The organism is Stenotrophomonas sp. STEN021, from assembly GCF_056760175.1.
Window position 1 is genome coordinate 24,545 of record NZ_JBRREH010000002.1, and the last position, 20,897, is coordinate 45,441.

At 63.4% G+C, this 20,897-nt stretch carries 18 protein-coding genes; 9 read left to right on the forward strand and 9 right to left on the reverse strand.

Translation table 11 applies throughout. The features are described from left to right. Nucleotides 1-143: 143 nt before the first annotated feature. The 4 genes from ACVOL0_RS00705 to ACVOL0_RS00720 are packed head-to-tail and all read right to left on the reverse strand — an operon-like array spanning nt 144 to nt 3,436. Complete coding sequence (locus ACVOL0_RS00705; protein ID WP_481547439.1) at nt 144-1,430, reverse strand: DUF445 domain-containing protein; 1,287 nt, start codon at nt 1,428-1,430, stop codon at nt 144-146. 3 nt (nt 1,431-1,433) lie between these two features. Then, complete coding sequence (locus ACVOL0_RS00710) at nt 1,434-1,862, reverse strand: hypothetical protein (RefSeq protein ID WP_481547440.1); 429 nt, start codon at nt 1,860-1,862, stop codon at nt 1,434-1,436. Next, nucleotides 1,859-2,503 (reverse strand): DUF5671 domain-containing protein, encoded by a 645-nt coding sequence (locus ACVOL0_RS00715; protein WP_481547441.1) that lies wholly within the window; start codon nt 2,501-2,503, stop codon nt 1,859-1,861. The genes ACVOL0_RS00710 and ACVOL0_RS00715 overlap by 4 nt, the downstream gene beginning before the upstream one ends. A 51-nt stretch (nt 2,504-2,554) precedes the next feature. Then, on the reverse strand, nt 2,555-3,436 hold the full coding sequence (locus ACVOL0_RS00720) for a ParB N-terminal domain-containing protein (protein ID WP_481547442.1): 882 nt from the start codon (nt 3,434-3,436) through the stop codon (nt 2,555-2,557). Between the two features lie 155 nt (nt 3,437-3,591). On the opposite strand from ACVOL0_RS00720, the gene ACVOL0_RS00725 reads away from it, so the two are divergent. Then, nucleotides 3,592-5,094, forward strand: coding sequence for an aldehyde dehydrogenase (locus tag ACVOL0_RS00725; protein WP_481547443.1), 1,503 nt, complete (start codon nt 3,592-3,594; stop codon nt 5,092-5,094). A 70-nt stretch (nt 5,095-5,164) separates the two neighbouring features. Next, nucleotides 5,165-5,452: a putative quinol monooxygenase gene (locus tag ACVOL0_RS00730; RefSeq protein ID WP_481547444.1), complete on the forward strand. Its 288-nt coding sequence runs from the start codon at nt 5,165-5,167 to the stop codon at nt 5,450-5,452. Between the two features lie 532 nt (nt 5,453-5,984). Here the strand turns inward: ACVOL0_RS00730 and ACVOL0_RS00735 are convergent. Further along, entirely contained in the window at nt 5,985-7,952 is a 1,968-nt protein-coding gene (locus ACVOL0_RS00735) for an oleate hydratase (protein ID WP_481547445.1), read from the reverse strand. Nucleotides 7,953-8,084: 132 nt separating this feature from the next. Next, nucleotides 8,085-8,720, reverse strand: coding sequence for a hypothetical protein (locus ACVOL0_RS00740; RefSeq protein ID WP_481547446.1), 636 nt, complete (start codon nt 8,718-8,720; stop codon nt 8,085-8,087). Nucleotides 8,721-8,892: 172 nt separating this feature from the next. Between ACVOL0_RS00740 and ACVOL0_RS00745 the strand changes: the two genes are divergently transcribed. After that, nucleotides 8,893-10,191: an MFS transporter gene (locus ACVOL0_RS00745; RefSeq protein WP_481547447.1), complete on the forward strand. Its 1,299-nt coding sequence runs from the start codon at nt 8,893-8,895 to the stop codon at nt 10,189-10,191. Between the two features lie 150 nt (nt 10,192-10,341). Here ACVOL0_RS00745 and ACVOL0_RS00750 read toward each other — a convergent pair whose 3' ends face one another. The 3 genes from ACVOL0_RS00750 to ACVOL0_RS00760 form a co-directional block, all read right to left on the reverse strand. Continuing rightward, a complete protein-coding gene (locus ACVOL0_RS00750; protein ID WP_313169472.1) occupies nt 10,342-10,803 on the reverse strand; it encodes a bacteriohemerythrin in 462 nt (153 codons plus the stop codon). Between the two features lie 121 nt (nt 10,804-10,924). Beyond that, nucleotides 10,925-12,250 (reverse strand): GGDEF domain-containing response regulator, encoded by a 1,326-nt coding sequence (locus ACVOL0_RS00755; protein WP_481547448.1) that lies wholly within the window; start codon nt 12,248-12,250, stop codon nt 10,925-10,927. A 119-nt stretch (nt 12,251-12,369) separates the two neighbouring features. Then, on the reverse strand, nt 12,370-13,662 hold the full coding sequence (locus ACVOL0_RS00760; RefSeq protein WP_481547449.1) for an NAD(P)/FAD-dependent oxidoreductase: 1,293 nt from the start codon (nt 13,660-13,662) through the stop codon (nt 12,370-12,372). A gap of 168 nt (nt 13,663-13,830) precedes the next feature. Here ACVOL0_RS00760 and ACVOL0_RS00765 point away from each other — a divergent pair, with 168 nt between their 5' ends. From ACVOL0_RS00765 to ACVOL0_RS00790, 6 genes are all read left to right on the forward strand, one after another. Further along, entirely contained in the window at nt 13,831-14,595 is a 765-nt protein-coding gene (locus ACVOL0_RS00765) for a gamma-glutamyl-gamma-aminobutyrate hydrolase family protein (protein WP_481547450.1), read from the forward strand. Next, nucleotides 14,592-15,986 carry a glutamine synthetase family protein gene (locus ACVOL0_RS00770; protein ID WP_481547451.1) on the forward strand — a complete coding sequence of 465 codons (1,395 nt, stop codon included), beginning with the start codon at nt 14,592-14,594 and terminating at the stop codon, nt 15,984-15,986. The genes ACVOL0_RS00765 and ACVOL0_RS00770 overlap by 4 nt, the downstream gene beginning before the upstream one ends. Before the next feature lie 220 nt (nt 15,987-16,206). Further along, nucleotides 16,207-17,331: a polyamine ABC transporter substrate-binding protein gene (locus ACVOL0_RS00775; protein ID WP_481547452.1), complete on the forward strand. Its 1,125-nt coding sequence runs from the start codon at nt 16,207-16,209 to the stop codon at nt 17,329-17,331. A gap of 492 nt (nt 17,332-17,823) precedes the next feature. After that, nucleotides 17,824-18,954 carry an ABC transporter ATP-binding protein gene (locus ACVOL0_RS00780; RefSeq protein ID WP_481515605.1) on the forward strand — a complete coding sequence of 377 codons (1,131 nt, stop codon included), beginning with the start codon at nt 17,824-17,826 and terminating at the stop codon, nt 18,952-18,954. Further along, nucleotides 18,951-19,877 (forward strand): ABC transporter permease subunit, encoded by a 927-nt coding sequence (locus ACVOL0_RS00785; RefSeq protein ID WP_481547453.1) that lies wholly within the window; start codon nt 18,951-18,953, stop codon nt 19,875-19,877. Before ACVOL0_RS00780 ends, ACVOL0_RS00785 begins: the two co-directional genes overlap by 4 nt. After that, nucleotides 19,874-20,719 (forward strand): ABC transporter permease subunit, encoded by an 846-nt coding sequence (locus tag ACVOL0_RS00790; protein ID WP_481547454.1) that lies wholly within the window; start codon nt 19,874-19,876, stop codon nt 20,717-20,719. Before ACVOL0_RS00785 ends, ACVOL0_RS00790 begins: the two co-directional genes overlap by 4 nt. The last annotated feature ends 178 nt before the right edge of the window (nt 20,720-20,897 follow it).

The following is a 20,897-nucleotide window of genomic DNA, read 5'->3' on the forward strand; positions in this document are numbered from 1 at the left end:
GTCAGCCGCGAAGCTGACATGTATTCAATTCCACTGACCAACTGCAATCGGGAGATGCGGTTGGCTGTTGTGGATTGCAGAAATTACACGGGTCTGAAGGACTCCCGGCTTCGCGGCTTACGCCGCTCCTACGACAGCCGGGGTCAGAACTTCAGCCAGCCGGTCAGGGCATGCAGCAACAGGCCAATCAGGCCACCTACCACGGTGCCGTTGTAACGGATGTACTGCAGGTCGCGACCGACGCTGAGCTCCAACTGTTCGACCAGCTTTTTTTCGTCCCAGGCTTTCACGGTCTGGGCGATATGACTGGTGACGCCGCTGCGCAGGCGATTGGTCAGCTTTTCGGCGCCGGCCAGCATGTGCTGGTTCAGGGCGTCGCGCAGGGCGGGATCATTGCCGATGGTGGTGCCGAGCTTGCCCAGGCTGCGCTCCATGTGAGCTGCCAGTGCAGAGTCTTCGTGCGATAGATCATCACGAAGATAGTCGTGCACTCGTTGCCAAAGTCCTTGCACGTACTCTTGAACTGCGGGGTGATCGATCACCTGTTGCTTCAATGCATCGACCTTGGCAGCCAAAGCCGGATCTTCGCGGAGGCGGCGAATGTAGCCAGCGATCCACGCGGCGTAATCCTGGCGCAACGGATGCTCGGGCTGCGAAAGGATCGCCTGCAGCTCTTCCAGAGCCGCCCTGGCCAGTCTGTCGGCCATGGAATCGCCGATCTCGTCGATGGGTTTGACCCAGTCCACGGTGCTGGCCAGTTTTGGCCATTCCTTGCGGATGTAACGCACGATCAGGGCCGAGGCTTGCTGCCGCACCTTGTCGTTGTCCAGCCAGTGGGCAATGCGGGTGAGGCCTTCATCAAGCACGCGCTGATGGCGGTTGTCGGCGGTAAGCAGGCCCAACAGTTCGCCTGCGGTTCCTGCTGCGTTCCATTGCCGCAGCTGCGCCACCACGAAACCCTGGATGGAGCGGCGCACTGCAGCTTCGTCGAGCAGGTCCAGTGCCTGCACAGCCCAGCCGCGTGCCATGCCAGCCAGCATCTTGGCCTGCGCAGGTTGTGCCAGCCATTCGCCCAGGCGGGTGGCTGGATCGAATACCTTCAGCTTGGCCATCAGCGCCTCCGGCTCCAGGAAGTGGTCACGCACGAACACCGCCAAGCTGTCAGCGATGCGTTCCTTGTTGCGCGGAATGATGGCCGTATGCGGAATCGGCAGGTTCAGCGGTCGCCGGAACAGCGCGACCACCGCAAACCAGTCAGCCAAGGCGCCTACCGTCGCCGCTTCACAGAACGCACCTACCCAGGCCCACATACCGCGCTCACCGTTGAGGTGGCTGACGATGAAGCCGGCCAGCATCGCCAGCAGCATCGCCACGGCGTATAGCTTGAGCCGCCGCAGTTGCGCGCGGCGCGGATCGTCCTGGAGGCTCACGGTTTACTCGCCGTCCTTCTTGCTCACGGTGCGGCGGAAGCAATGGTTGCCGGCTGGGTGCGCCCATTCGCCAGCATTGCCGCGTTGGGGGCCCTCCGCGGTGCTGGTGTCGAACTGCGCGCACAACTCGTAGTGGGTGGCATCCAAGGCGCGGTAGCGGTAATCGGGCCCGCCAGCAGGGTCCTTGTAGGTCAGGATCATGCCGGGTTGCGCGGCGAGGGCGAGGAGGTTGGGCGGTAACGCGTCGTTCTCGCGCCAGTAGTTGCCGGCCGCGGTCTCCAGCGTCCGCAGATGCGATACGCGCGCATCATCCAGCCGCTTGAGTCGCTGTTGCGATGGCGAATCGATGACCCAGACGCCGGCTGCGATTGCGGCTGCAGTGACGATGCCGGTTGCCCAAAGTACGCGGGTGCCCCAAGCGGTGCGGCTCATGACTCGACCTCCTCTTGGCGCAGGTCCCACAGGTAGTAGCCGAACGCGGTACCGGCGATGACGCCGACCACCAGCACCTTGAGCAGGAAGCGCAGGCTCAGCTCGCCGCTGAGCAGGTTGTACACCAATGCGGTGAGGTCGCCGATCAACACGGTGGCGGCGACGAACAGGGTCAGGTAGGTGAGCCAGCGGCGTACCGGTGACAAGCGCTTGATTGGATGCCTGTCCACGTCGCGGCTGACCCGATGGGCGGCGAAGACGAATACCGGGAAGGCGATTACCAGTGCCGAGATTGCCCAGCGGATACCACCGCTCAACCGCAGCAGCTGCCAATCGGGATCGGCCGGGTCGGGCAGGGCATACTGGATCAGCTGGAACAGCAGGCTGCCCAGGTTCCAGGCGAAGAAGTACAGCGTGCTGAACAGCACCAGATAGGCGAAGGCTTCGCGTGCCGACAGTGAGGCGCGTGGGCGTGGCACAGGTAGCGGGAAATCAACTTCGGCCCAGCCATCGAGTACGCCGCTGATCTGCTGTTCGCTCCAGCCGGCGGCCAGCAATGCGCCGCTGACCTGCTGGCGGCTATGTCCGCGCATCAAGGCGTCGCGGACAAAGGTTTCAAGTTCGGGAGAGGCCGAGGCCATCACATGCTCCTTGCAGGGATGACCGCAGCCTAGGGTGCTGGCTCAGCGCAATCAAGCGTCGATGGGTTCTTCGACCTGTGCGGCCAGCATGCGCGCGCGCAGTGCGTCCAGTTCCATGCGCAGGGCCTGGTTCTCGGCGGTGAGCGAGGTCACGCGCTGACGCAGGGCCTGCAACTCGGCGCTGTCGCTGCTGCCGTCGAGGCCATCGGCTTCGGCCATGCTCAGCGGCTGTGCGTCGTCATCGGCGTCGTCACGCGCTGCCTTGGGTTTGCGCTTGGCATCACGCACGCGTTTGGCGGCCTGCTTCAGCTCGTCCTTGCCGCCACGCGCAGCTGCGCGCTGTTCGTCTTCGGGCAGGCTGGCCACGGTAGCGGCGGCGCTGAGCGAGATTGCGCCCACCCGCATCGCCTCGATCACTTCGGCGGTGGCGTGGTCGTGGATCTTTTCGATCATCGTCACCTGGCTGGGGCTGAGCTTGGCTTCGCGGGCCAGATCGGCCTTGGACAGCTTGGGTGCCGGGTCCCACGGCGGGCTGTCGCTGTCGGCGGCAGCGCTGGGCGCAGCCTCACCTTCGCTCTCGCGGCGCAGTTGTTCCTGCTCGCTGCGGCGCCGGGCTTCCAGGATGTCGCGCTTGCGCAGGGCAAGCACACCGCGCTGGTAATCGGACACGCTGCGGCGGCCCAGATGCTGCTCGATCATCCAAAGATGAACGTCGTCCATCGACTTGAAGCGGGTGTTCTGCACGGTATTGAAGGCGATACCGTGCTTGGAACAGATGCCGTAGCGGTTGTGGCCGTCGATCAGTACATCGCCCCACAGTACCAGTGCGTCGCGGCAGCCCTCGGCCAGCAGACTGCGCTCCAGCGCGTCGTGCTCGTCCTGCGTGAGCGGATCGATATAGGCCTTGAGTTCTTCGTTGACGATGATGTCCATGAGCGCTGCCGGAAACGTGGAGCGGCATTGTGAAGCCAGCAGGGGCCACGGCCAACCCTTGTATTTGCGGAAAATAACAGGTCCGTGCCGGTGCGCTACGGTGGCCGGCGTACCATGAACACCTGTTACAAGGCCTTGCTCACAGGAAACCATCCATGAACAGTCCCCATATCCGCGAACAATGGCAGGTGCTGGCCGACGGCCTGTCGCTGCGTACCCGCGCGTTCATAAACGGCCAGTATGTGGATGCCGTATCGGGCGCTACCTTCGACTGCATCAGCCCGATTGACGGGCGCGTGCTTGGGCGTATCGCCGACGGCGGTCAGCTCGACATCGATCATGCGGTAGCGGCGGCGCGGCGCAGCTTCAACGCCGCTCATTGGGCAGGCTTGAAGCCGGTCAAGCGCAAACAGGTATTGCTGAAGCTGGCGGCCTTGGTAGAAGCGCATGCCGATGAGCTCGCCCTGCTGGAAACCCTGGACATGGGCAAGCCGGTGGCGCAGGCACGGCAGGTGGATGTAGGCGGGGTGATCCGCTGCATCCAATGGACGGCCGAGGCGGCGGACAAGCTCTATGGTGAAGTCGCCCCGACCGGCGCCAACGAGCTGGGCTTGATCACCCGCGAGCCGCTGGGCGTGATCGGCGCCATCGTGCCGTGGAATTTTCCGCTGCTGATGGCGGTATGGAAGATCGCCCCGGCACTGGCCGCAGGCAATTCGGTGGTGCTCAAGCCTTCGGAGAAGTCACCCTTGAGCGCTCTGCGTTTTGCCGAGCTGGTGAGTGAAGCCGGCGTTCCTGATGGTGTGTTCAACGTGGTGCCGGGCAGTGGTAAGGGCGCAGGTGAGCCACTGGCGCTGCATATGGATGTGGACGGTTTGGTGTTTACCGGCTCTACTGCGGTGGGCAAGCGACTGCTGCAATGTGCAGGTCTTTCGAACATGAAGCGCGCCTACATGGAATGCGGTGGCAAGAGTCCCAACATCGTGTTTGCCGACGCGCATGATCTGGACAAGGCTGCCGAGGCCGCTGCGAGCGCGATCTTCTACAACCAGGGCGAGGTGTGTACGGCAGGTTCGCGCCTGTTGGTGGAGCGCTCGATCAAGGATGCGTTTGTCGCCAAGGTGATCGAGCACGGCCGGCATATGCAGCCTGCGCATCCATTCGAGCCGAAAGCGGCAATGGGGGCGATGGTGGATGAGGTGCAGACCACGCGCGTGCTGGGTTACATCGAGAAGGGGACGGCTGAAGGTGCGCGGCTATTGCTGGGCGGCAAGCGAGCGGATGTCGTTGCCGGCGGGTGTTACATCGAGCCAACGGTATTTGATGAGGTGAGCCCGCAACAGAGCATCGCCCGCGATGAGATATTTGGTCCGGTACTGTCCGTTATCGCATTCGACGGTGAGCAGCACGCCCTGCAGTTGGCCAATGACACCGAGTACGGGTTGGCGGCAGGCGTGTGGACGCGCGATGTTTCGCGCGCGCATCGGCTTGCGCGTGGCCTGCGTGCAGGCAGCGTGTGGGTCAACTACTGGGATGGCGGCGACATGACCGCGCCATTCGGCGGTTACAAGCAATCGGGCAACGGCCGCGACAAGTCGTTGCATGCCTTCGACAAGTACACCGAGATGAAGGCGACCTGGATAAATCTCGAAGGCTGATCTACTCCCTCCTGTTGGCCCTGCCGAGGGGCTGGGCTGTTCATTGAATCAATACGGATTTTGAAAGCCCATGCTGAAAGTGATTGCCGAGGATTTCATCAAGCAGGAACACATTGGCGATGTGCTTCCGCTGTACCGCGAGCTGGTGAAGGAAACACGACTGGAGCCATTATGTGTGGCCTACGATCTGTTCATCGATCAGAAGGACCCCGGGCACTTCATCTTCATCGAGCAGTGGCCGGACCGTGCAGCGTTGGACGCACATTGCGCCAGCGCGCACTTCCAACGTCTGGTTCCATTGATCGATCAGTACCAGCGTCAGCCGGGTAAATTTCTATTCATGGATGCTTTTGCCTGATCGCACCGCAGGGTCTTGCGGCAAGGGAATGACCGTCAAAGCAGGGATATTTGTCGTGTACCCGGGCGGCCGGGTACGGCGTTCTTGTATGGCACGCTGGAAGTCTTTGCAGGATTCCAGGCATCAGCGCCGAGAGGCAGCCCGGGGCAATGCCCGCGATACAGCATCCTGCGCAACGCATGCTTTCCAGCAGCGTTGCCGTGCGCAATGCGCCGTGGCCGCGCGCACTCACTGCGTTCTGGAAATAGCTGACGTTGGTGTAGTCCTGGGCTTCCAGTTGCGCGCGTACCTGCGCTGCGGTCAATGCATCCGTAGTGCCGAGCCATGCTCAGCAAGGGCCTCCCCGTGAACAGGCAGTGCTCAGGCTTGTGTAGGAGCGACGTCAGTCGCGAAGCCAATACACCATCTGATCGCGGCGATGCTTGCTTCTGATGCGATGCATGCTTCGCGGCTTACGCCGCTCCTACAAGGCTTCGTCGGGGTTCGCAGCCGAGGCCGGACACCCATGTGTCCGGCAACGTTCTGTCAGTGTTTAATCGTCGCCGCGCTTGCGCAGCTGGCCGGCAAAGCGATCCAGCCATTGCGCGAAGCCCTGCAGTACCGCACCGCCCTTGTCCTTGAGTCCGGCCAGCTCGGCTTCCAGACGCTCGCGGCGGGTGGACTCGCCCTCGTTGCTGGGCAGCGGTGGCAGGATGTGGGCGAAGTAGGTGTCGCCCAGGAACTTGTGCAGCAAGCGTTCGCCGATGAAGGGCTCGCCGTTGTTGAGAGCACGCGCACCCTTGAGCAGGTTGCGGATGTCGTATTGCGTGGGGCTGAGGTCGGGTACCTGCTTGGGCAGGTCGAGCAGGCTGTAGACCGCGATGCGCGCGGTGCGCACCGAGCTTTCCATGGTGAACACCACATCGTTGGCGGTCTCCACGAACTGGCCAACCAGCGCCAGGTTGGTGCAGCCGGCCGGCACCACATGCGGGCGATCACCGGCCGCGCGCGGCATGAACTGGGCGGTGATGTACGGCATCAGCGCCAGGCGCACCTTGGTGTGCGGGATGATGGCGCCGAGTTGATCGGTAATGCCAAGGTGATGACAAAGCTCGGCCACGATCTCGCGTCCCGTGCACTCAGGCATGGTCTTCTTGACGAAGTTGCCCGGCTGGTCCATCAGCAGTGCGTAAACCCACATCACCACCGTGTCCTTGGGCTGGCCGGGAAAATGTGGCTGACGGTTGATGGTGATGCTCAGCACCCAGTTCGAATCGGTGAAAGTGATGATGCCGCCGGTAGCGGTGCGGCCCGAGGTCGGGTCGTTGACCGAGAGCTCACGCAGCTTGTCGACCAGTGGCGATGGCTTGCAGGTCAGGGTGGCCGACTCCCACATGGAGCGGTCGATGTCACCACAGAATTTGTCGGGCTTGCCGAATACCGGTGAGTGCTTGGCAAGGTTGCGCCACAAGCCCCAGCTGCTGCCTTCGGCCGGACCGCCGTGGCGCTTCTTCAACACCGGCACGGTGTCCAGATCACCGTAGGCGGTGTCCTCGGTCATCGAGCCGGTCAGCGCGATCACCAGGTCACGCGGAGCGACGGTGAGGCGGCCTTCGCCGTCGGTGCCGCGTGTGTGCAGGGCAGTGACGGTGCGCTGCTCGCCCTGCACATCGAAGTCCATGTCCAGCACCTGCGTGCCGAGCTTTACCTGCACGCCTTTCTCGCGCAGCAGCTTGATCAGCGGGGTGACGAAGGTGTCGTACTGGTTGAACTTGGGGAAGACCAAGGTCGACATGTCGCCAAAGCCGTCGATGGCATCGAGGAAGCGGTGCATGTAGAGCTTCATTTCCAGCAGGCTGTGCCAGTTCTCGAAGGCAAACATCGAGCGGAACAGGAACCAGAAATTGCTGGCCAGGAAGCCTTCGCTGAAATGGTCTTCGATGGTCAGGTCATCGAGCTGGTCCTTGCGCTTGAGCAGCAGGCTCACCACTTCCCATTGCTGCTTGCGGCTCAGCCCAAAGCGGGTGAAGTCGGGCAATACCTGGCCCTGTTTGTGCATCAGCCGCGACTTGGACCAGTTCGGGTCTGCATCGTTGGCGAGCCGGTATTCGTCCAGCACGCTGAAGCCTTCCGGCAGCTCCAGCGCAGGCACGTCCTGGAACATGTCCCAGAGGTTGTCGTAGTTCCAGTTCATCTCGCGGCCGCCGCGCACGAGGTAACCGTCCTCGGGGTTGCCGGCACCGTCCAGCGAGCCGCCCTCAATACCGGCGCCTTCGATGATGGTGATGTTCTCGCCCGGCATATGGCCATCGCGGATCAGGTAGAACGCCGCTGCCATGCCGGCGATGCCGCCGCCTACGATCCACGCTTTGCGGGTCTGGATGCCTTCGGTGGGCAGTGGCTTGAAGCGCTGGTAGTTGCCGACCATGTCAGGTGGCGGCAGCGTGTTGAGGGGGGTGTTGTGCCAGTAGCGGGCGGTGGCGTCGGCTTCGTGCTCGAAGCGGGGGCTGGATTCAGTCATGAGGTTCTCCGGTCTTGGGGGGAGGTGCACAACGAACCGTCCCAGCCTAAACAGCGTTCGGGCTGGACGGGTTACATATCCGTGAATCGCGGAGCTGCAGGCTGTGATCGTGCGTGAGGCACGGTTGTGGGCTCAGCGGCGGCAACGCGCGCTTTCCTGCAGCAGTGCCGTGCGCAATGCGTCGCGGTCGCCGGCACTCACTGCGTTCTGGAAATAGCTGACGTCGCGCCGGCTCAGCGTGCAGGGATCGACCTCGTAGCCAGGCGGCCAAAATCCAAGGTAGCTGGCCACACCCTGGATCATCTGTTTCGGGCTCATCTGCGGCTTCAGCCGGAAGTAGCGAGGAGCGTGCTGGAACGTAGGGTCTTGGTTGAGGCGTCGAAACGGTTGTTGAGCGAAGCTGTCGGCGCTCAGTGGGGCGCCGCCGACGGCGTCTTCGGCAAGGCTCAGGTTCAACCGGGGCGGGGCTGGAGTCGCGGCCTGCGACGAGGCCGTGAGCGTTTGCTGATCGGTCGGTGGCCGGGAAGGGGATCTCGCCGACATCCTCGCTCTGGTGGTTTGCGCAGGTGCGTGCGGGGTTTGCAGGGCGGGTGCTGCGCTCGGAGGGCGCGGCAACCAGCGCAGGCTGGTACGCGGTCCGATGTCGGGCAGGCTCTGTTGGCGCGGCTGCAGCAGCCATAGCGCAAGGGCTGCATGGACTGCGACGACGGTGATGGCAGCACTCAGGTGGGCGAGCGGGTGTCGGAAACGTCCGGAAGTGGTCGTCATCGGCAATGCATCCATGCGGGGGCAGATGCTGTGACCGCCGGCTGTGCCAATAGTTTCCTGCTTTCAGGGTGAAAGCGGCAGCGTCGTCAAGCAACGGTGTCGGCTGCAACCAAATGGCGGCCGCCGCGGCACTGCATGGCAGACTGCGGCCATTATTTCCTCTGTTACGACCATGTCGACCGCCGCCAGCTCCGCACCTTTGAACTCCCCGCGCCGCGTATTGGCGGCCAGCCTGATCGGCACCACCATCGAATTTTTTGATTTCTACATCTATGCCACCGCGGCGGTGCTGGTGTTTCCCAAGCTGTTTTTCCCTGAGAGCAGCAACGACGCGGCACTGCTGCAGTCGCTGGCGACCTTCGCGGTGGCCTTCATCGCCCGGCCGGTCGGCTCGGCGGTGTTCGGGCACTACGGGGACCGGATCGGGCGCAAGGCAACCTTGGTCGCTGCGCTGCTGACGATGGGCCTGTCCACGGTGGCGATCGGCCTGCTGCCGACCTATCACGACATCGGCGTGACCGCGCCATTGTTGCTGGCCTTGTGCCGTTTCGGGCAGGGCCTCGGTCTGGGCGGGGAATGGGGCGGTGCGGTGTTGCTGGCGACCGAAAATGCGCCGCCGGGCAAGCGTGCCTGGTACGGCATGTTCCCGCAGCTGGGCGCGCCGCTGGGCTTCCTGCTGTCGGCCGGCACCTTCCTGCTGCTGGGGCGGGTTCTGGACGATGCCAGTTTCCTGTCCTGGGGTTGGCGCGTGCCGTTCGTCGCCAGTGCGCTGCTGGTGATCGTCGGGCTGTGGGTGCGTTTGAACATCCGCGAGACGCCGGATTTCCAGAAGGCGCTGGACCAGGGCCAGCGCGTGCGCCTGCCGATGCGTGAGGTGCTGGTCAGCCATGGTTTTGCGGTGGTCGTGGGCACCTTGGCGGCGTTCGCCACCTTCGTGCTGTTCTACCTGATGACGGTGTTCACCCTGGGCCATGGCACGTCGGTGCTGCGCTATGCGCGCGAGGACTTCCTGCTGCTGCAGATGGTCGGCATCCTGTTCTTCGCTGCCGGTATTCCATTGGCGGCGCTGTACGGCGATCGTCATGGCACGGTCAAGGCGATGTTGTGGGCGACCCTGGGCATCTTCGTGTTCGGCCTGCTGTTCCAGCCCCTGTTCCAGGCCGGGCATCCGTTGCAGGTGTTGCTGTTCCTGTCGTTGGGCCTGTTCCTGATGGGCCTGACCTATGGGCCCTGCGGGACCATGCTGGCCAGCCTGTATCCGGTGCAGGTGCGCTATACCGGGGCATCGCTGTCGTTCAATCTGGCCGGCATCCTTGGCGCCGCGCCAGCGCCTTATGCGGCAACCTGGCTGGCCGGGAAATTCGGCATCGCCGCAGTTGGCGGCTACCTGTGCATCACCGCGCTGGCAACGGCATTGGCCTTGCTGGCGATCAGCCGTTGGCAACGGAAGGGTGCCGCAGGGACGCCGTAAGTCGCGACCATCGCCGGTCCCACACAAGACCGGCGACCTGTGCGCCTTGCGGCGTTCCTGCAGCGATAAAACGCAGGAACGGCGGGGAGGGGATATCTGGGGGGATGTCTGCAGCCACGCCGTTCCTGCAAAAACTACCTTGACGGTCAGTCAGCGGAACAGGCGCTTCAGCGTACGTCCCAACCAGCTGCCTTCCTGGTGCTCCTTGGCAAACTGGTTGAGGTGGCGCTTGACGTGCTCGGCATAGGCCTTGTCGTCGCCGCGGATGTGGTTGAACAACCAGCGCGACAACATGTTGCGCAGCTCGTCGGTAACGTCTTCGCCGGACTGGAAGCGCATGCGGTACTCGGAGACGCGCTTGCCGAACACTTCATGCACACGCTTGTGCGCGGCGCAGAAAGGGTAACCTGCTTCTTCCATCAGCTCTTCTTCGAAGGCGAAGTGCGACATGGTGTAATCCACCAGTTCGTCGATGACTTCAGCCACGGCGACCCGTTCCAGGCTTTTCTGGGCGACGTGGAGGTGGTTTAGCATCTCCACGATGCGCATGTGCTGATGGTCGATGACCTCGACACCCGTATTGAGATCGTCCTGCCAAACCAGTAGTGCCACCGCCACTTCTCCCTCGTGTGCTTTGAGCTGCACTGTAGGGAGCGGGCCGGACAGGCGCGTTGATCTGGATCAATGCCTGCCGCGAGGCACCGATTTCATCCAGATATCGGGGTGAGGGTAATCAGTGCGTATCGGCGCTGCAGACGCGGTTGCGACCAGCAGCCTTGGCCAGATACAGCTGGCGGTCGGCTTCGGTGATCAGCGAATGCAGGTTGCCGCTGCGCAAGGGCATGCGGCAGACGCCGATGCTCACCGTCATGCTCAGGATGCTGTCACCAAAAGGCAGCCGCAACGCCGCTACCGATTGCCGCACTTTCTCGAAGTGCGCAGCACTGGCGGCTGCATCCAGGCCGGAGACCATCAGGCAGAACTCCTCGCCGCCAAAGCGCGAGCTGATGTCCTGGCTGCGGGTATTGGCCTGCAGCACCGAGGCGACGGCGCGGATGGCCTGGTCACCGGCTTCGTGGCCGAGGCTGTCATTGATGTGCTTGAAGTGGTCGATATCGACCATGGCCACGGCGACCATGCCGCCGTTGTTGGCCGCACCGAGCTGGCGCTGGCTTTGCTCGAGGAAACTGCGACGATTGGGCAGGCCGGTCAGGAAGTCGCGCGTGGCCAGGTCCTGCAAGGTGCCGATGAGTTCCAGCTGATCGACATTCTGCGAGACGCGGCAGAAGAACTCCTCGCGCGAGAAAGGCTTGCGCAGGAAGTCATTGGCACCATTCTTGAGGAAGCGCGGAATCAGTGACGGGTCCGAGTTGCCGGAGATGCCGATCACCGCCACCTTGTCGCGCGCACGCAGCGCTCGCAGCCGGCGGGTCAGCTCCACGCCCTGCATGCCGGGCATTTCCTCGTCGACGATGACCAGCCGGATCGCAGGGTCGGCCTCGATGGCGCGCAGTGCCGCATTGCCGTCATCGGCTTCGATGACGTGGTAGCCGTACATGGTGAGCAGGGCGGAGGCGTAGGCGCGGGCCGACGGCGAGTCGTCCACCACCAGGGCGGCGATACGGCGGTTGCGTTCCATGCGCTGCACCAGCCAGACCAGGTAGTCGATGCTGCCCGGTGTGTTTTTCAGCACGTAGTCGATGATCTGCTGCTGCAGCACGCGTTTGCGCAGATCCTCGTCGTAGACACCACTGACCACAATGGTGGGCAGGCCGCGGTCGACGAAGTACTGCACCACTTGATCGCGGTCGCCATCTGCCAGTACCAGCCCGGTCAGGACCAGGAACCAGCCATCCTCACTATCCAGCAGTTCGCCGGCCTCGGCCAGGCTGGAGGCCACACTGACCGGCAACTCCAGCCGTTGCTCGATGGCCTCGCGCAGCATTGTGGTGAAGGTGCGCGAGTTCTCAACCAGCAGGATGCGCTGCGGCAACGGCGCGATCGACGGGCTGTCGAAGGCGGCCTGTGGCGTGCTGGTGGTGGCGAGAGTCGGGAGCATCGGAAGTCATAGCGGCCGCTGGCACAGAAGCTTGAGGCTGTGTGTAGCTGGGATTGGGGATGCAGAACCAGACAAGCTGCATGGACGTCGCTTTTGCTTGCGAATCCCGAGTCCCAGCTTCACCACAACAGATCGCGCAGCTTGTACCAGGACATCGCCGCCACCAGCATCGGCATCCGCAAGGCCTTGCCGCCGGGGAAGACGCCGTGCGGAATGCGCTCGAATACGTCCAACCGCTGTGCCTGGCCGGCAATCGCGGCGGCGATCACTTCACCGGCCAGCCCGGTACTGGCAACGCCGTGGCCGGAAAAGCCTTGCGCGAAGTACACGTTCGGGGTGATCCGCCCCCAGTGCGGGGCGCGGTTGCGGGTGATGTCGATATAGCCGCCCCACACGTATTCCATCTCCACGTCGGCCAGCTGTGGGAATACCCGGCGCATGCGCCGGGTCATGCTGGCACGCAGGCCCGGCGGCGGCAGCGCCGAATAATTAGCCTGCCCCCCGAACAGCAGGCGGTGATCGCGGCTGAGCCGGAAGTAGTCCAGCGCCCAGTTCACGTCGGCCACCGCCATGTCATTGCGGATCAACGCCCTCGCGCGTTCGGCGCCCAGCGGCCGGGTGGCGCCGATATAGGTGCCGACCGGCATCATCCGGGTTTCCAGCTCGGGCGCGATGCCCTGCAGCCAGGCGTTGCCTGCGAGTACGACGAAATCCGCGTCTACGCGGCCGTGGGCGGTGATCAAGGCCGCTTGCGTACCGCGTTCGAGCCGGGTGACCGGTGATTGTTCATGGACAGTGACACCAGCGGCTTCAGCGGCCTGGGCCAGACCCTGCGCATAAGCCAGCGGATGCAGGTGGCCGCTGGCAGCATCGTACACAGCGCCCAGGTAGCGGTCGCTGGCCAGCTCCTGCTGCAGGCGCGGGCGGTCCCACCATTCCAGCGGATAGTCGTACCGCTGCGCCATGCGCTCGATGTCATTGCGCAGGGCACGTTCCTGGCGCGGTTGGATTGGCACGCTGGCATGGCCGTCACGCCAGTCACAGTCGATGCCGTGTCTGGCGATGCGCTGCTTGAGCATGTGCATGCCGTCGCGCGAGAAATCGAACAGCAACCGTGCATCGGCGTCGCCGACCAGGGCTTCCAGTGTGTCCTGCTCGCAGCCATAACCAACGATGGCTTGGCCGCCGTTGCGGCCTGAGGCGCCCCAGCCGACACGCTCGGCCTCCAGCACGGTGACCTTGTAGCCCTTTTCGGCCAATGCCAGCGCGGCGGTCAGGCCGGTATAGCCAGCACCGAGCACGGCCACGTCGGCGCGCGCCTGCCCATGCAGGGGCGCGCGTAGCGGGAGTTCGGGTTGGCTGGCGGCGTACCAGCTCGGGGGATAAACGGATGCAGCGGCGTCCACGGACATCAGGCCGAATCAGGGGCGGGAAGTGTAACGACCCCGGCGTATGCGGCGCGCGCAGGCCGGTGAAGAACCTGTGTAGTGTGCCTTGCGTTACTTGAATGCCGGATGGCGCTTGGTTGCCTAAACAGCGGGGCAGGGGTAGCGTGCTGGCACGTCTCATGAGCTTTACCCATGGCCAGCCTGCCGCTGGTCGGCTTGCCTACTGATAGCAAACCGATTGGCTCCCATCCGTTTCTTGTCGTTGGTGAAAAGTATGTGCGCGCCGTTGTCGATGGCGCGCAGGCCACGCCGCTGCTGCTGCCTTTGCTGCAACCACCGCTGCCGGCGGAGGCCTGGTTGGCGACGCTGGATGGCCTGCTGCTGACCGGGGCAACCAGCAACATCGAGCCGCACCACTACGATGGCGGCGACAGCTGGCCGGGTAATCCGCATGATCCGGCGCGCGATGCCAATGTGTTCGGGCTGATCCCGCAGGCGTTGGCGCTGGGCATGCCGATCCTGGCGATCTGCCGTGGTTTCCAGGAGGTCAACGTCGCCTTTGGCGGCAGCTTGCATCCCAAGGTGCATGAGGTGCCCGGGCTGGCTGATCATCGTGAAAACCCGGCGTCATCGTTGGAAGTGCAATATGGGCCGGCGCATGCACTGCAGCTGAGCCCCGGTGGTTGGCTGGCGGGCATTGCCGGTGGCAACGAGGTGATGGTCAACTCGGTGCACGGGCAAGGCGTAGCCAGGCTGGGCGAAGGGCTGCAGGTCGAGGCCTGCGCGCCCGACGGGCTGATCGAGGCGTTTCGTGGCAGCGGACCGTCGTTCCTGCTCGGCCTGCAGTTCCACCCGGAATGGCGGGTTACCGAAAACCCGTTCCATCTGGGCATATTCCAAGCCTTCGGCGAGGCCTGTCGCCGCTATCGGTCAAACAAACAAGTTGGTTCCCCATGACGTCGCGCCCCCGCACCCGCAGCCGTAAAACCGCCACCGCCGTCCAGGAAGAAAGCCTGCTGTTGCGCTGGCTCAAGGAGCGGCACATCACCGAGGTCGAATGTCTGGTGCCAGATATCACCGGCAACGCACGCGGCAAGATCATCCCGGCCGACAAGTTCTCGCACGATTACGGCACGCGCCTGCCCGAGGGCATTTTCGCTACCACGGTGACCGGCGATTACCCGGATGACTATTACGAGCTGACCTCGCCGGCCGACGCGGACATGATCCTGCGTCCGGACCCGGACACCGTGCGGATGGTGCCGTGGGCGACCGATCCCACCGCGCAGATCATCCACGACTGCTACACCAAAAGTGGCCAGCCGCACGAGCTGGCACCACGCAATGTGCTGCGGCGCGTCTTGGCTGCGTATGAGGAGCTTGGGCTGAAGCCGGTGGTTGCGCCGGAGGTGGAGTTCTTCCTGGTGCAGAAGAACACCGACCCGGATTTTCCGCTGCTGCCGCCTGCTGGCCGCTCCGGTCGCCCGGAGACGGCACGTCAGTCGTATTCGATCGATGCGGTCAATGAATTCGATCCCATCCTCGACCTGATGTACGACTACTGCGATGCGATGAAGCTGGACGTGGATACCTTGATCCACGAGTCCGGCGCCGCGCAGTTGGAGGTCAACTTCACCCATTCCGACGCGATGTCGCTGGCCGACCAGGTGTTCCTGTTCAAGCGCACCATGCGTGAGGCGGCGCTGCGTCACGGCATCTATGCCACCTTCCTGGCCAAGCCGATGGAGACCGAGCCTGGCAGCGCCATGCACATCCACCAGAGCCTGGTGCGCATTGCCGATGGTCGCAATGTGTTCGCCGGCCACGCCGAAGGTGAGTACAGCGAAACCTTCGACAACTATTTGGCCGGTCTGCAGAAGTACGTGCCGGCGGCGATGGGCTTTTTCGCCCCGAACGTGAACTCCTATCGCCGGCTGGTATTCGGCGAGGTATCGCCGAGCAATGTGGAGTGGGGCTTCGACAACCGCACCTGTGGCCTGCGTGTGCCGATGGATACGCTGGAGAACAATCGCGTGGAAAGCCGCTTTGCCGGCTCCGACGCCAATCCCTACCTGGCGATGGCAGCGACGCTGGCCTGTGGCCTGCTGGGCATCCGCGAAAAGCTGACGCCGACCACTCCGATCAGCGGCAATGCCAAGGAGCTGGGTTACGAACTGCCACGCTCGCTGGGCGAGTCGCTGGATGCGCTGGAGGGCTGCGACGCCCTGCAGGAGCTGCTGGGGCGACGTTTCTGCCGCGCCTATGTCTCGGTCAAGCGCAAGGAATACGAGACCTTCTTCCGCGTGATCAGCTCCTGGGAGCGCGAGTTCCTGCTGCTGAATGTTTGATCGCGAGGCTTGCCTCCCTCCCTTTTGCGCAGCAAAGGGGAGGGCTGGGGAGGGGTAGCTCTGCTGTGGCGTTTCAAGCATTGCCAGCTTCGCGGCTCACGCCGCTCCCACAAGCCCTATACCCATCTTCTACACACGAAGCGGCCGCAGATGGGACAATATGCCCACTTCCCGGCTTGGCCGGTCCCCCATACCGCTCCCGGATCACACTGGAGAACCCATGAATCTGCGCATTCTGACCGTTGGTGTCGCCATTTCCCTGCTTGCTGCCTGCGGTGGCAAGGAACCCGGCGCCAAGCCCGCTGAAGGCGGCGAGGCCAAGGTCCTCAATGTCTATAACTATTCGGACTACATCGCCGAAGACACCATCCCGAACTTCGAGAAGTCGACCGGCATCAAGGTCACCTACGACGTGTTCGACAGCGATGAGATGGTCGAGACCAAGTTGCTGACCGGTGACAGCGGCTACGACATCGTGGTGCCGACGCTGAACTTCTTCGGCCGCCAGATCCAGGCCGGCGTGTTCCTGCCGCTGGACAAGAGCAAGATCCCGAACCTGGCCAACCTCGACCCGGCGGTGATGCAGCGTATCGCTGGCCAGGACCCGGGCAACCAGTACGGCGTGCCGTACATGATGGGCAGCACCGGCATTGGCTACAACGTGGCCAAGCTGAAAGAGCGTTTCGGCGGCAGCGCCGACATTGCCAACAGCTGGGACCTGGTATTCAAGCCGGAAAACATCGCCAAGATGAAGGACTGCGGCGTGACCCTGCTGGACACCCCGGCCGACATGATCCCGGTGGCCCTGCATTACCTGGGCGAAGACCCGCACAGCGCCGACCCGGCCGTGCTGCAGAAGGCGGCGGACCTGCTCAAGTCGATCCGCCCGTACGTGCAGAACTTCCACTCCTCGCAGTACGTCGGTTCGCTGGCCAATGGCAGCACCTGTCTGGTGGTCGGCTGGTCGGGCGACATCATCCAGGCCCGTGACCGTGCCGAAGAGGCCAAGAACGGCGTGGAAGTGGCCTATTCCATCCCCAAGGAAGGCGCACCGCAGTGGTTCGACATGCTGGCAATCCCCAAGGATGCCAAGCACCCGCAGAACGCTTACGCCTTCATCAACTACCTGCTGGAGCCCGAGGTAGCGGCCAAGAACACCAACGTGACCCACTACGCCAACCCGGTGAAGTCGGCGACCTCGCTGGTTGATCCGGCCATCCGTGACGACAAGACCATCTACCCGGCCGAAGACGTGGCCGCCAAGATGTTCACCTATGCGATCAACAGCCCGGAGACGGACAAGCTGTATACCCGCCTGTGGACCGAGGTTAAGACGGGTCGTTGATTTCAGGCTGGTTTAGCGTCTGAATCTTTGCAGCGCCTCCCTCTTGCAGGGAGGCGTTGTTGTTTGTGGCGTTCGCGGGGTGTCGGTTGCCAGCGGAGATGGCGGAGCCGGCGCTTGGCCCCCTCCCTTTGGCGCAGCCAAGGGGAGGGCTGGGGAGGGGTAAGCTTTGGGGGGGGCTTTGGGCATTGCCAGCTTCGCGGCTGACGCCGTACTGGACGTGCTGCGTGTAACGCCCCTGCCGAGCATGGCTCGGCACTACAGTGGCGCCAGCAGGCTGCGGCTTGTCTCCCTCCCTTTGGCGTAGCCAAGGGGAGGGCTGGGGAGGGGTAAGCCCTTGGCGCCTTCACGCACTGTGAGCTTCGCGGCTCACGCCGCTCCTACAGGTCGTGCAGCTTCAATTGGACCCCAACCGCCACAGCCAGCGGTGTCGCCGACAAAAATGGGGGGCTAAACTACGCGCGTTTGTTCATCTGCCCGCTTCCGGAGCCCTACATGCCCGTTGACGCCAAGCCAGAGGCCATCGCTTTGAACAGCGAGCCCGGCTACCTGTCCATCCGTGATCTGCGCAAGGAATTCGATGGTTTCGTCGCCGTCGACGACGTCAACCTGGACGTGCGCAAGGGCGAAATCTTTGCCCTGCTGGGCGGTTCGGGCAGCGGCAAGTCCACCCTGCTGCGCTGCCTGGCCGGCTTTGAAACGCCTACCAAGGGCACGATCCTGCTCGATGGCCAGCCGATCACTGCGCTGCCGCCGTACGAGCGGCCGATCAACATGATGTTCCAGTCCTATGCGCTGTTCCCGCACATGACGGTGGAGCAGAACATCGCGTTCGGCCTGAAGCAGGATGGCATGGCCAAGGACGCCATCACCCGCCGCGTCGGCGAGATGCTGGAGCTGGTGCAGCTGCAGAAGCTGGGCAAGCGCAAGCCGCACCAGCTGTCCGGCGGCCAGCAGCAGCGTGTAGCGCTGGCCCGCTCGCTGGCCAAGAGCCCCAAGCTGCTGTTGCTGGACGAGCCGATGGGCGCGCTGGACAAGAAGCTGCGCTCGAAGATGCAGCTGGAGCTGGTCAACATCATCGAGCAGCTCGGCGTCACCTGCGTCATGGTCACCCATGACCAGGAAGAAGCCATGACCATGGCCACCCGCATCGCGGTGATGGACCAGGGCTGGATTCAGCAGATCGGCAAGCCGGACGATATCTACGAGCAGCCGGCCAACCGCTTCGTGGCCGGTTTCATCGGCTCGGTGAATTCCTTTGAAGGTGTGATCGACGAGGACCTGCCCGAGTACGTCACCGTGCGTACCGCCGACTTCCCGGCGCCGATCTACGTCGGCCACGGCATCACCGGCTACGAAGGCCAGCCGGTGGCGTTTGCGCTGCGCCCGGAGAAGGTGCATATCGCCAAGGAAGAGCCCGAGGGCGACACCAACAAGGCCTTCGGCGTGGTCGAGGACATCGCCTATTTCGGCAGCCATTCGGTCTACCACGTGCGTCTGCCCAGTGGCGCCAAGATCCTGTCCAACTTCGCCAACATGAAGCGCTGGGACAGTGACGGCATCACCTGGAACGACGAAGTCTGGGTGTCCTGGGACGACAACGACGGCGTGGTGCTGACCTCATGAGCGCGACCAATCCACTCGCCAGCGGTTGGCGGCGTTGGCTGCCGGGTGCACGCGCCGGTGTGATCGGTGTGCCCTACCTGTGGCTGCTGCTGTTCTTCGCGATCCCGTTCCTGATCGTGTTGAAGATCTCCTTCGCCAAGATGGCGGTGGCGATGCCGCCGTATACCTCCATCGTGGAGTACGTGGACAACGCCTTCACGGTAAACCTCAACCTGGGCAACTACACGGCACTGTTCACCGACAGCCAGTACGTGGTGGCCTACTTGAGCTCGATCAAGATCGCGGTGATCTCCACACTGCTGACCTTGTTGATCGGCTACCCGATGGCCTACGTGATCTCACGCATGTCGCCGTCGGCGCGCAACATCGCGATGATGCTGGTGGTGCTGCCGTCTTGGACTTCGTTCCTGATCCGCGTCTATGCCTGGATCGGCATCCTTGACAGCAATGGCCTGATCAACCGCACGCTGATGGGCATTGGTTTGATCGACGAGCCACTGCGCATCCTCTATACGCCGGTAGCGGCCTATATCGGCATCGTCTATTGCTACCTGCCGTTCATGGTGCTGCCGCTGTACGCCAACCTGGTCAAGCTCGACCACCGCCTGCTGGAGGCGGCCTACGACCTCGGTGCCAAGCCCTGGCAGGCCTTCCTGCGCATCACCTTGCCGCTGTCGCGCAGCGGCATCATCGCTGGCTGCATGCTGGTGATGATCCCGGCGGTGGGTGAATTCGTGATCCCGGAAATGCTGGGTGGCCCGGATACCTTGATGATCGGCCGCGTGCTGTGGGGCGAGTTCTTCAACAACCGCGATTGGCCGCTGGCCTCGGCGGTGGCAATCGTGATGCTGATCCTGCTGCTGATCCCCATCATCATCTTCAACCGTTCACAGCAGCGTGAGCTGGAAGGGAAGCTGGCATGAGCATGACCCGGCGTAGTTCCTGGTTGGGTTGGAGCATCCTGCTGCTCGGCTTCGCCTTCCTGTACCTGCCGATCCTGTTGTTGATGGTGTACTCGTTCAACTCCTCGCGGCTGGCGACGGTATGGGCTGGCTTCTCGACGCAGTGGTACGGCGAGCTGTTCCGTGACCGTCAACTGCTGCAGGCGGCGTGGATCAGCATCAAGATCGCGTTCTGGACCGCCTCGGCTTCGATGGTGATCGGCACCATGGCGGCGATGGCGATGACCCGCTTCAAGCGTTTTCCCAGCAAAACCATCTTCGGTGCACTGGTGACCGCGCCGCTGGTGATGCCGGAAGTAATCATCGGCCGGTCGATCCTGCTGATGCTGGTGTCGATGGGCGGCCTGTTCGGCTTGCCGTCCAAGGGGGTGGTGGCGATCTGGATCGCGCATGTCACCTTCACCATTTCGTTCGTGACGGTGGTGGTGTCCTCGCGCCTGCAGGAACTGGACCGCTCGCTGGAAGAAGCGGCGATGGACCTGGGCGCGAACCGGCTCAAGGTGTTCTTCCTGATCACCTTGCCGATCATCGCCCCGGCGCTGCTGTCCGGCTGGCTGCTGGCCTTCACCTTGTCGCTGGACGACGTGGTGATTGCGAGCTTCGTCGCTGGCCCCAGCTCGACAACGCTGCCGATGAAGATCTTCGCCTCGGTGCGCATGGGCGTGAGCCCGAAGATCAACGCCCTGGCCACGCTGATGGTGCTGGCGGTATCGACGGTCGCGGTCTTGGGTTGGTGGATATCGGCCCGTGCCGACAAGCGACGCCAGCGTGACATGCAGCTGGCGTTGCAGGAAAACGGCTGAGGCATGGTGTAGTGCCGAGCCATGCTCGGCAGGGGCTTCACCAGCAATGCCCATGTAGTGCCGAGCCATGCTCGGCAGAGGCTTTACTAAGTATCCATCAGCCGCTCCCACAATTGGTGATGGATTGCCGGTAAAGCCCCTGCCGAGCATGGCTCGGCACTACCGGGTCGCTTGGGAT

Bases quoted from the DNA above. Each gene is read 5' to 3' on its own strand.
- ACVOL0_RS00710 (WP_481547440.1), bottom strand. From the start codon at position 1,862: ATGAGCCGCACCGCTTGGGGCACCCGCGTACTTTGGGCAACCGGCATC.
- ACVOL0_RS00775 (WP_481547452.1), top strand. From the start codon at position 16,207: ATGAATCTGCGCATTCTGACCGTTGGTGTCGCCATTTCCCTGCTTGCT.
- ACVOL0_RS00715 (WP_481547441.1), bottom strand. From the start codon at position 2,503: ATGGCCTCGGCCTCTCCCGAACTTGAAACCTTTGTCCGCGACGCCTTG.
- ACVOL0_RS00740 (WP_481547446.1), bottom strand. From the start codon at position 8,720: ATGACGACCACTTCCGGACGTTTCCGACACCCGCTCGCCCACCTGAGT.
- ACVOL0_RS00765 (WP_481547450.1), top strand. From the start codon at position 13,831: ATGGCCAGCCTGCCGCTGGTCGGCTTGCCTACTGATAGCAAACCGATT.
- ACVOL0_RS00730 (WP_481547444.1), top strand. From the start codon at position 5,165: ATGCTGAAAGTGATTGCCGAGGATTTCATCAAGCAGGAACACATTGGC.
- ACVOL0_RS00785 (WP_481547453.1), top strand. From the start codon at position 18,951: ATGAGCGCGACCAATCCACTCGCCAGCGGTTGGCGGCGTTGGCTGCCG.
- ACVOL0_RS00755 (WP_481547448.1), bottom strand. From the start codon at position 12,250: ATGCTCCCGACTCTCGCCACCACCAGCACGCCACAGGCCGCCTTCGAC.
- ACVOL0_RS00760 (WP_481547449.1), bottom strand. From the start codon at position 13,662: ATGTCCGTGGACGCCGCTGCATCCGTTTATCCCCCGAGCTGGTACGCC.
- ACVOL0_RS00720 (WP_481547442.1), bottom strand. From the start codon at position 3,436: ATGGACATCATCGTCAACGAAGAACTCAAGGCCTATATCGATCCGCTC.
- ACVOL0_RS00770 (WP_481547451.1), top strand. From the start codon at position 14,592: ATGACGTCGCGCCCCCGCACCCGCAGCCGTAAAACCGCCACCGCCGTC.
- ACVOL0_RS00790 (WP_481547454.1), top strand. From the start codon at position 19,874: ATGAGCATGACCCGGCGTAGTTCCTGGTTGGGTTGGAGCATCCTGCTG.
- ACVOL0_RS00780 (WP_481515605.1), top strand. From the start codon at position 17,824: ATGCCCGTTGACGCCAAGCCAGAGGCCATCGCTTTGAACAGCGAGCCC.
- ACVOL0_RS00745 (WP_481547447.1), top strand. From the start codon at position 8,893: ATGTCGACCGCCGCCAGCTCCGCACCTTTGAACTCCCCGCGCCGCGTA.
- ACVOL0_RS00735 (WP_481547445.1), bottom strand. From the start codon at position 7,952: ATGACTGAATCCAGCCCCCGCTTCGAGCACGAAGCCGACGCCACCGCC.
- ACVOL0_RS00725 (WP_481547443.1), top strand. From the start codon at position 3,592: ATGAACAGTCCCCATATCCGCGAACAATGGCAGGTGCTGGCCGACGGC.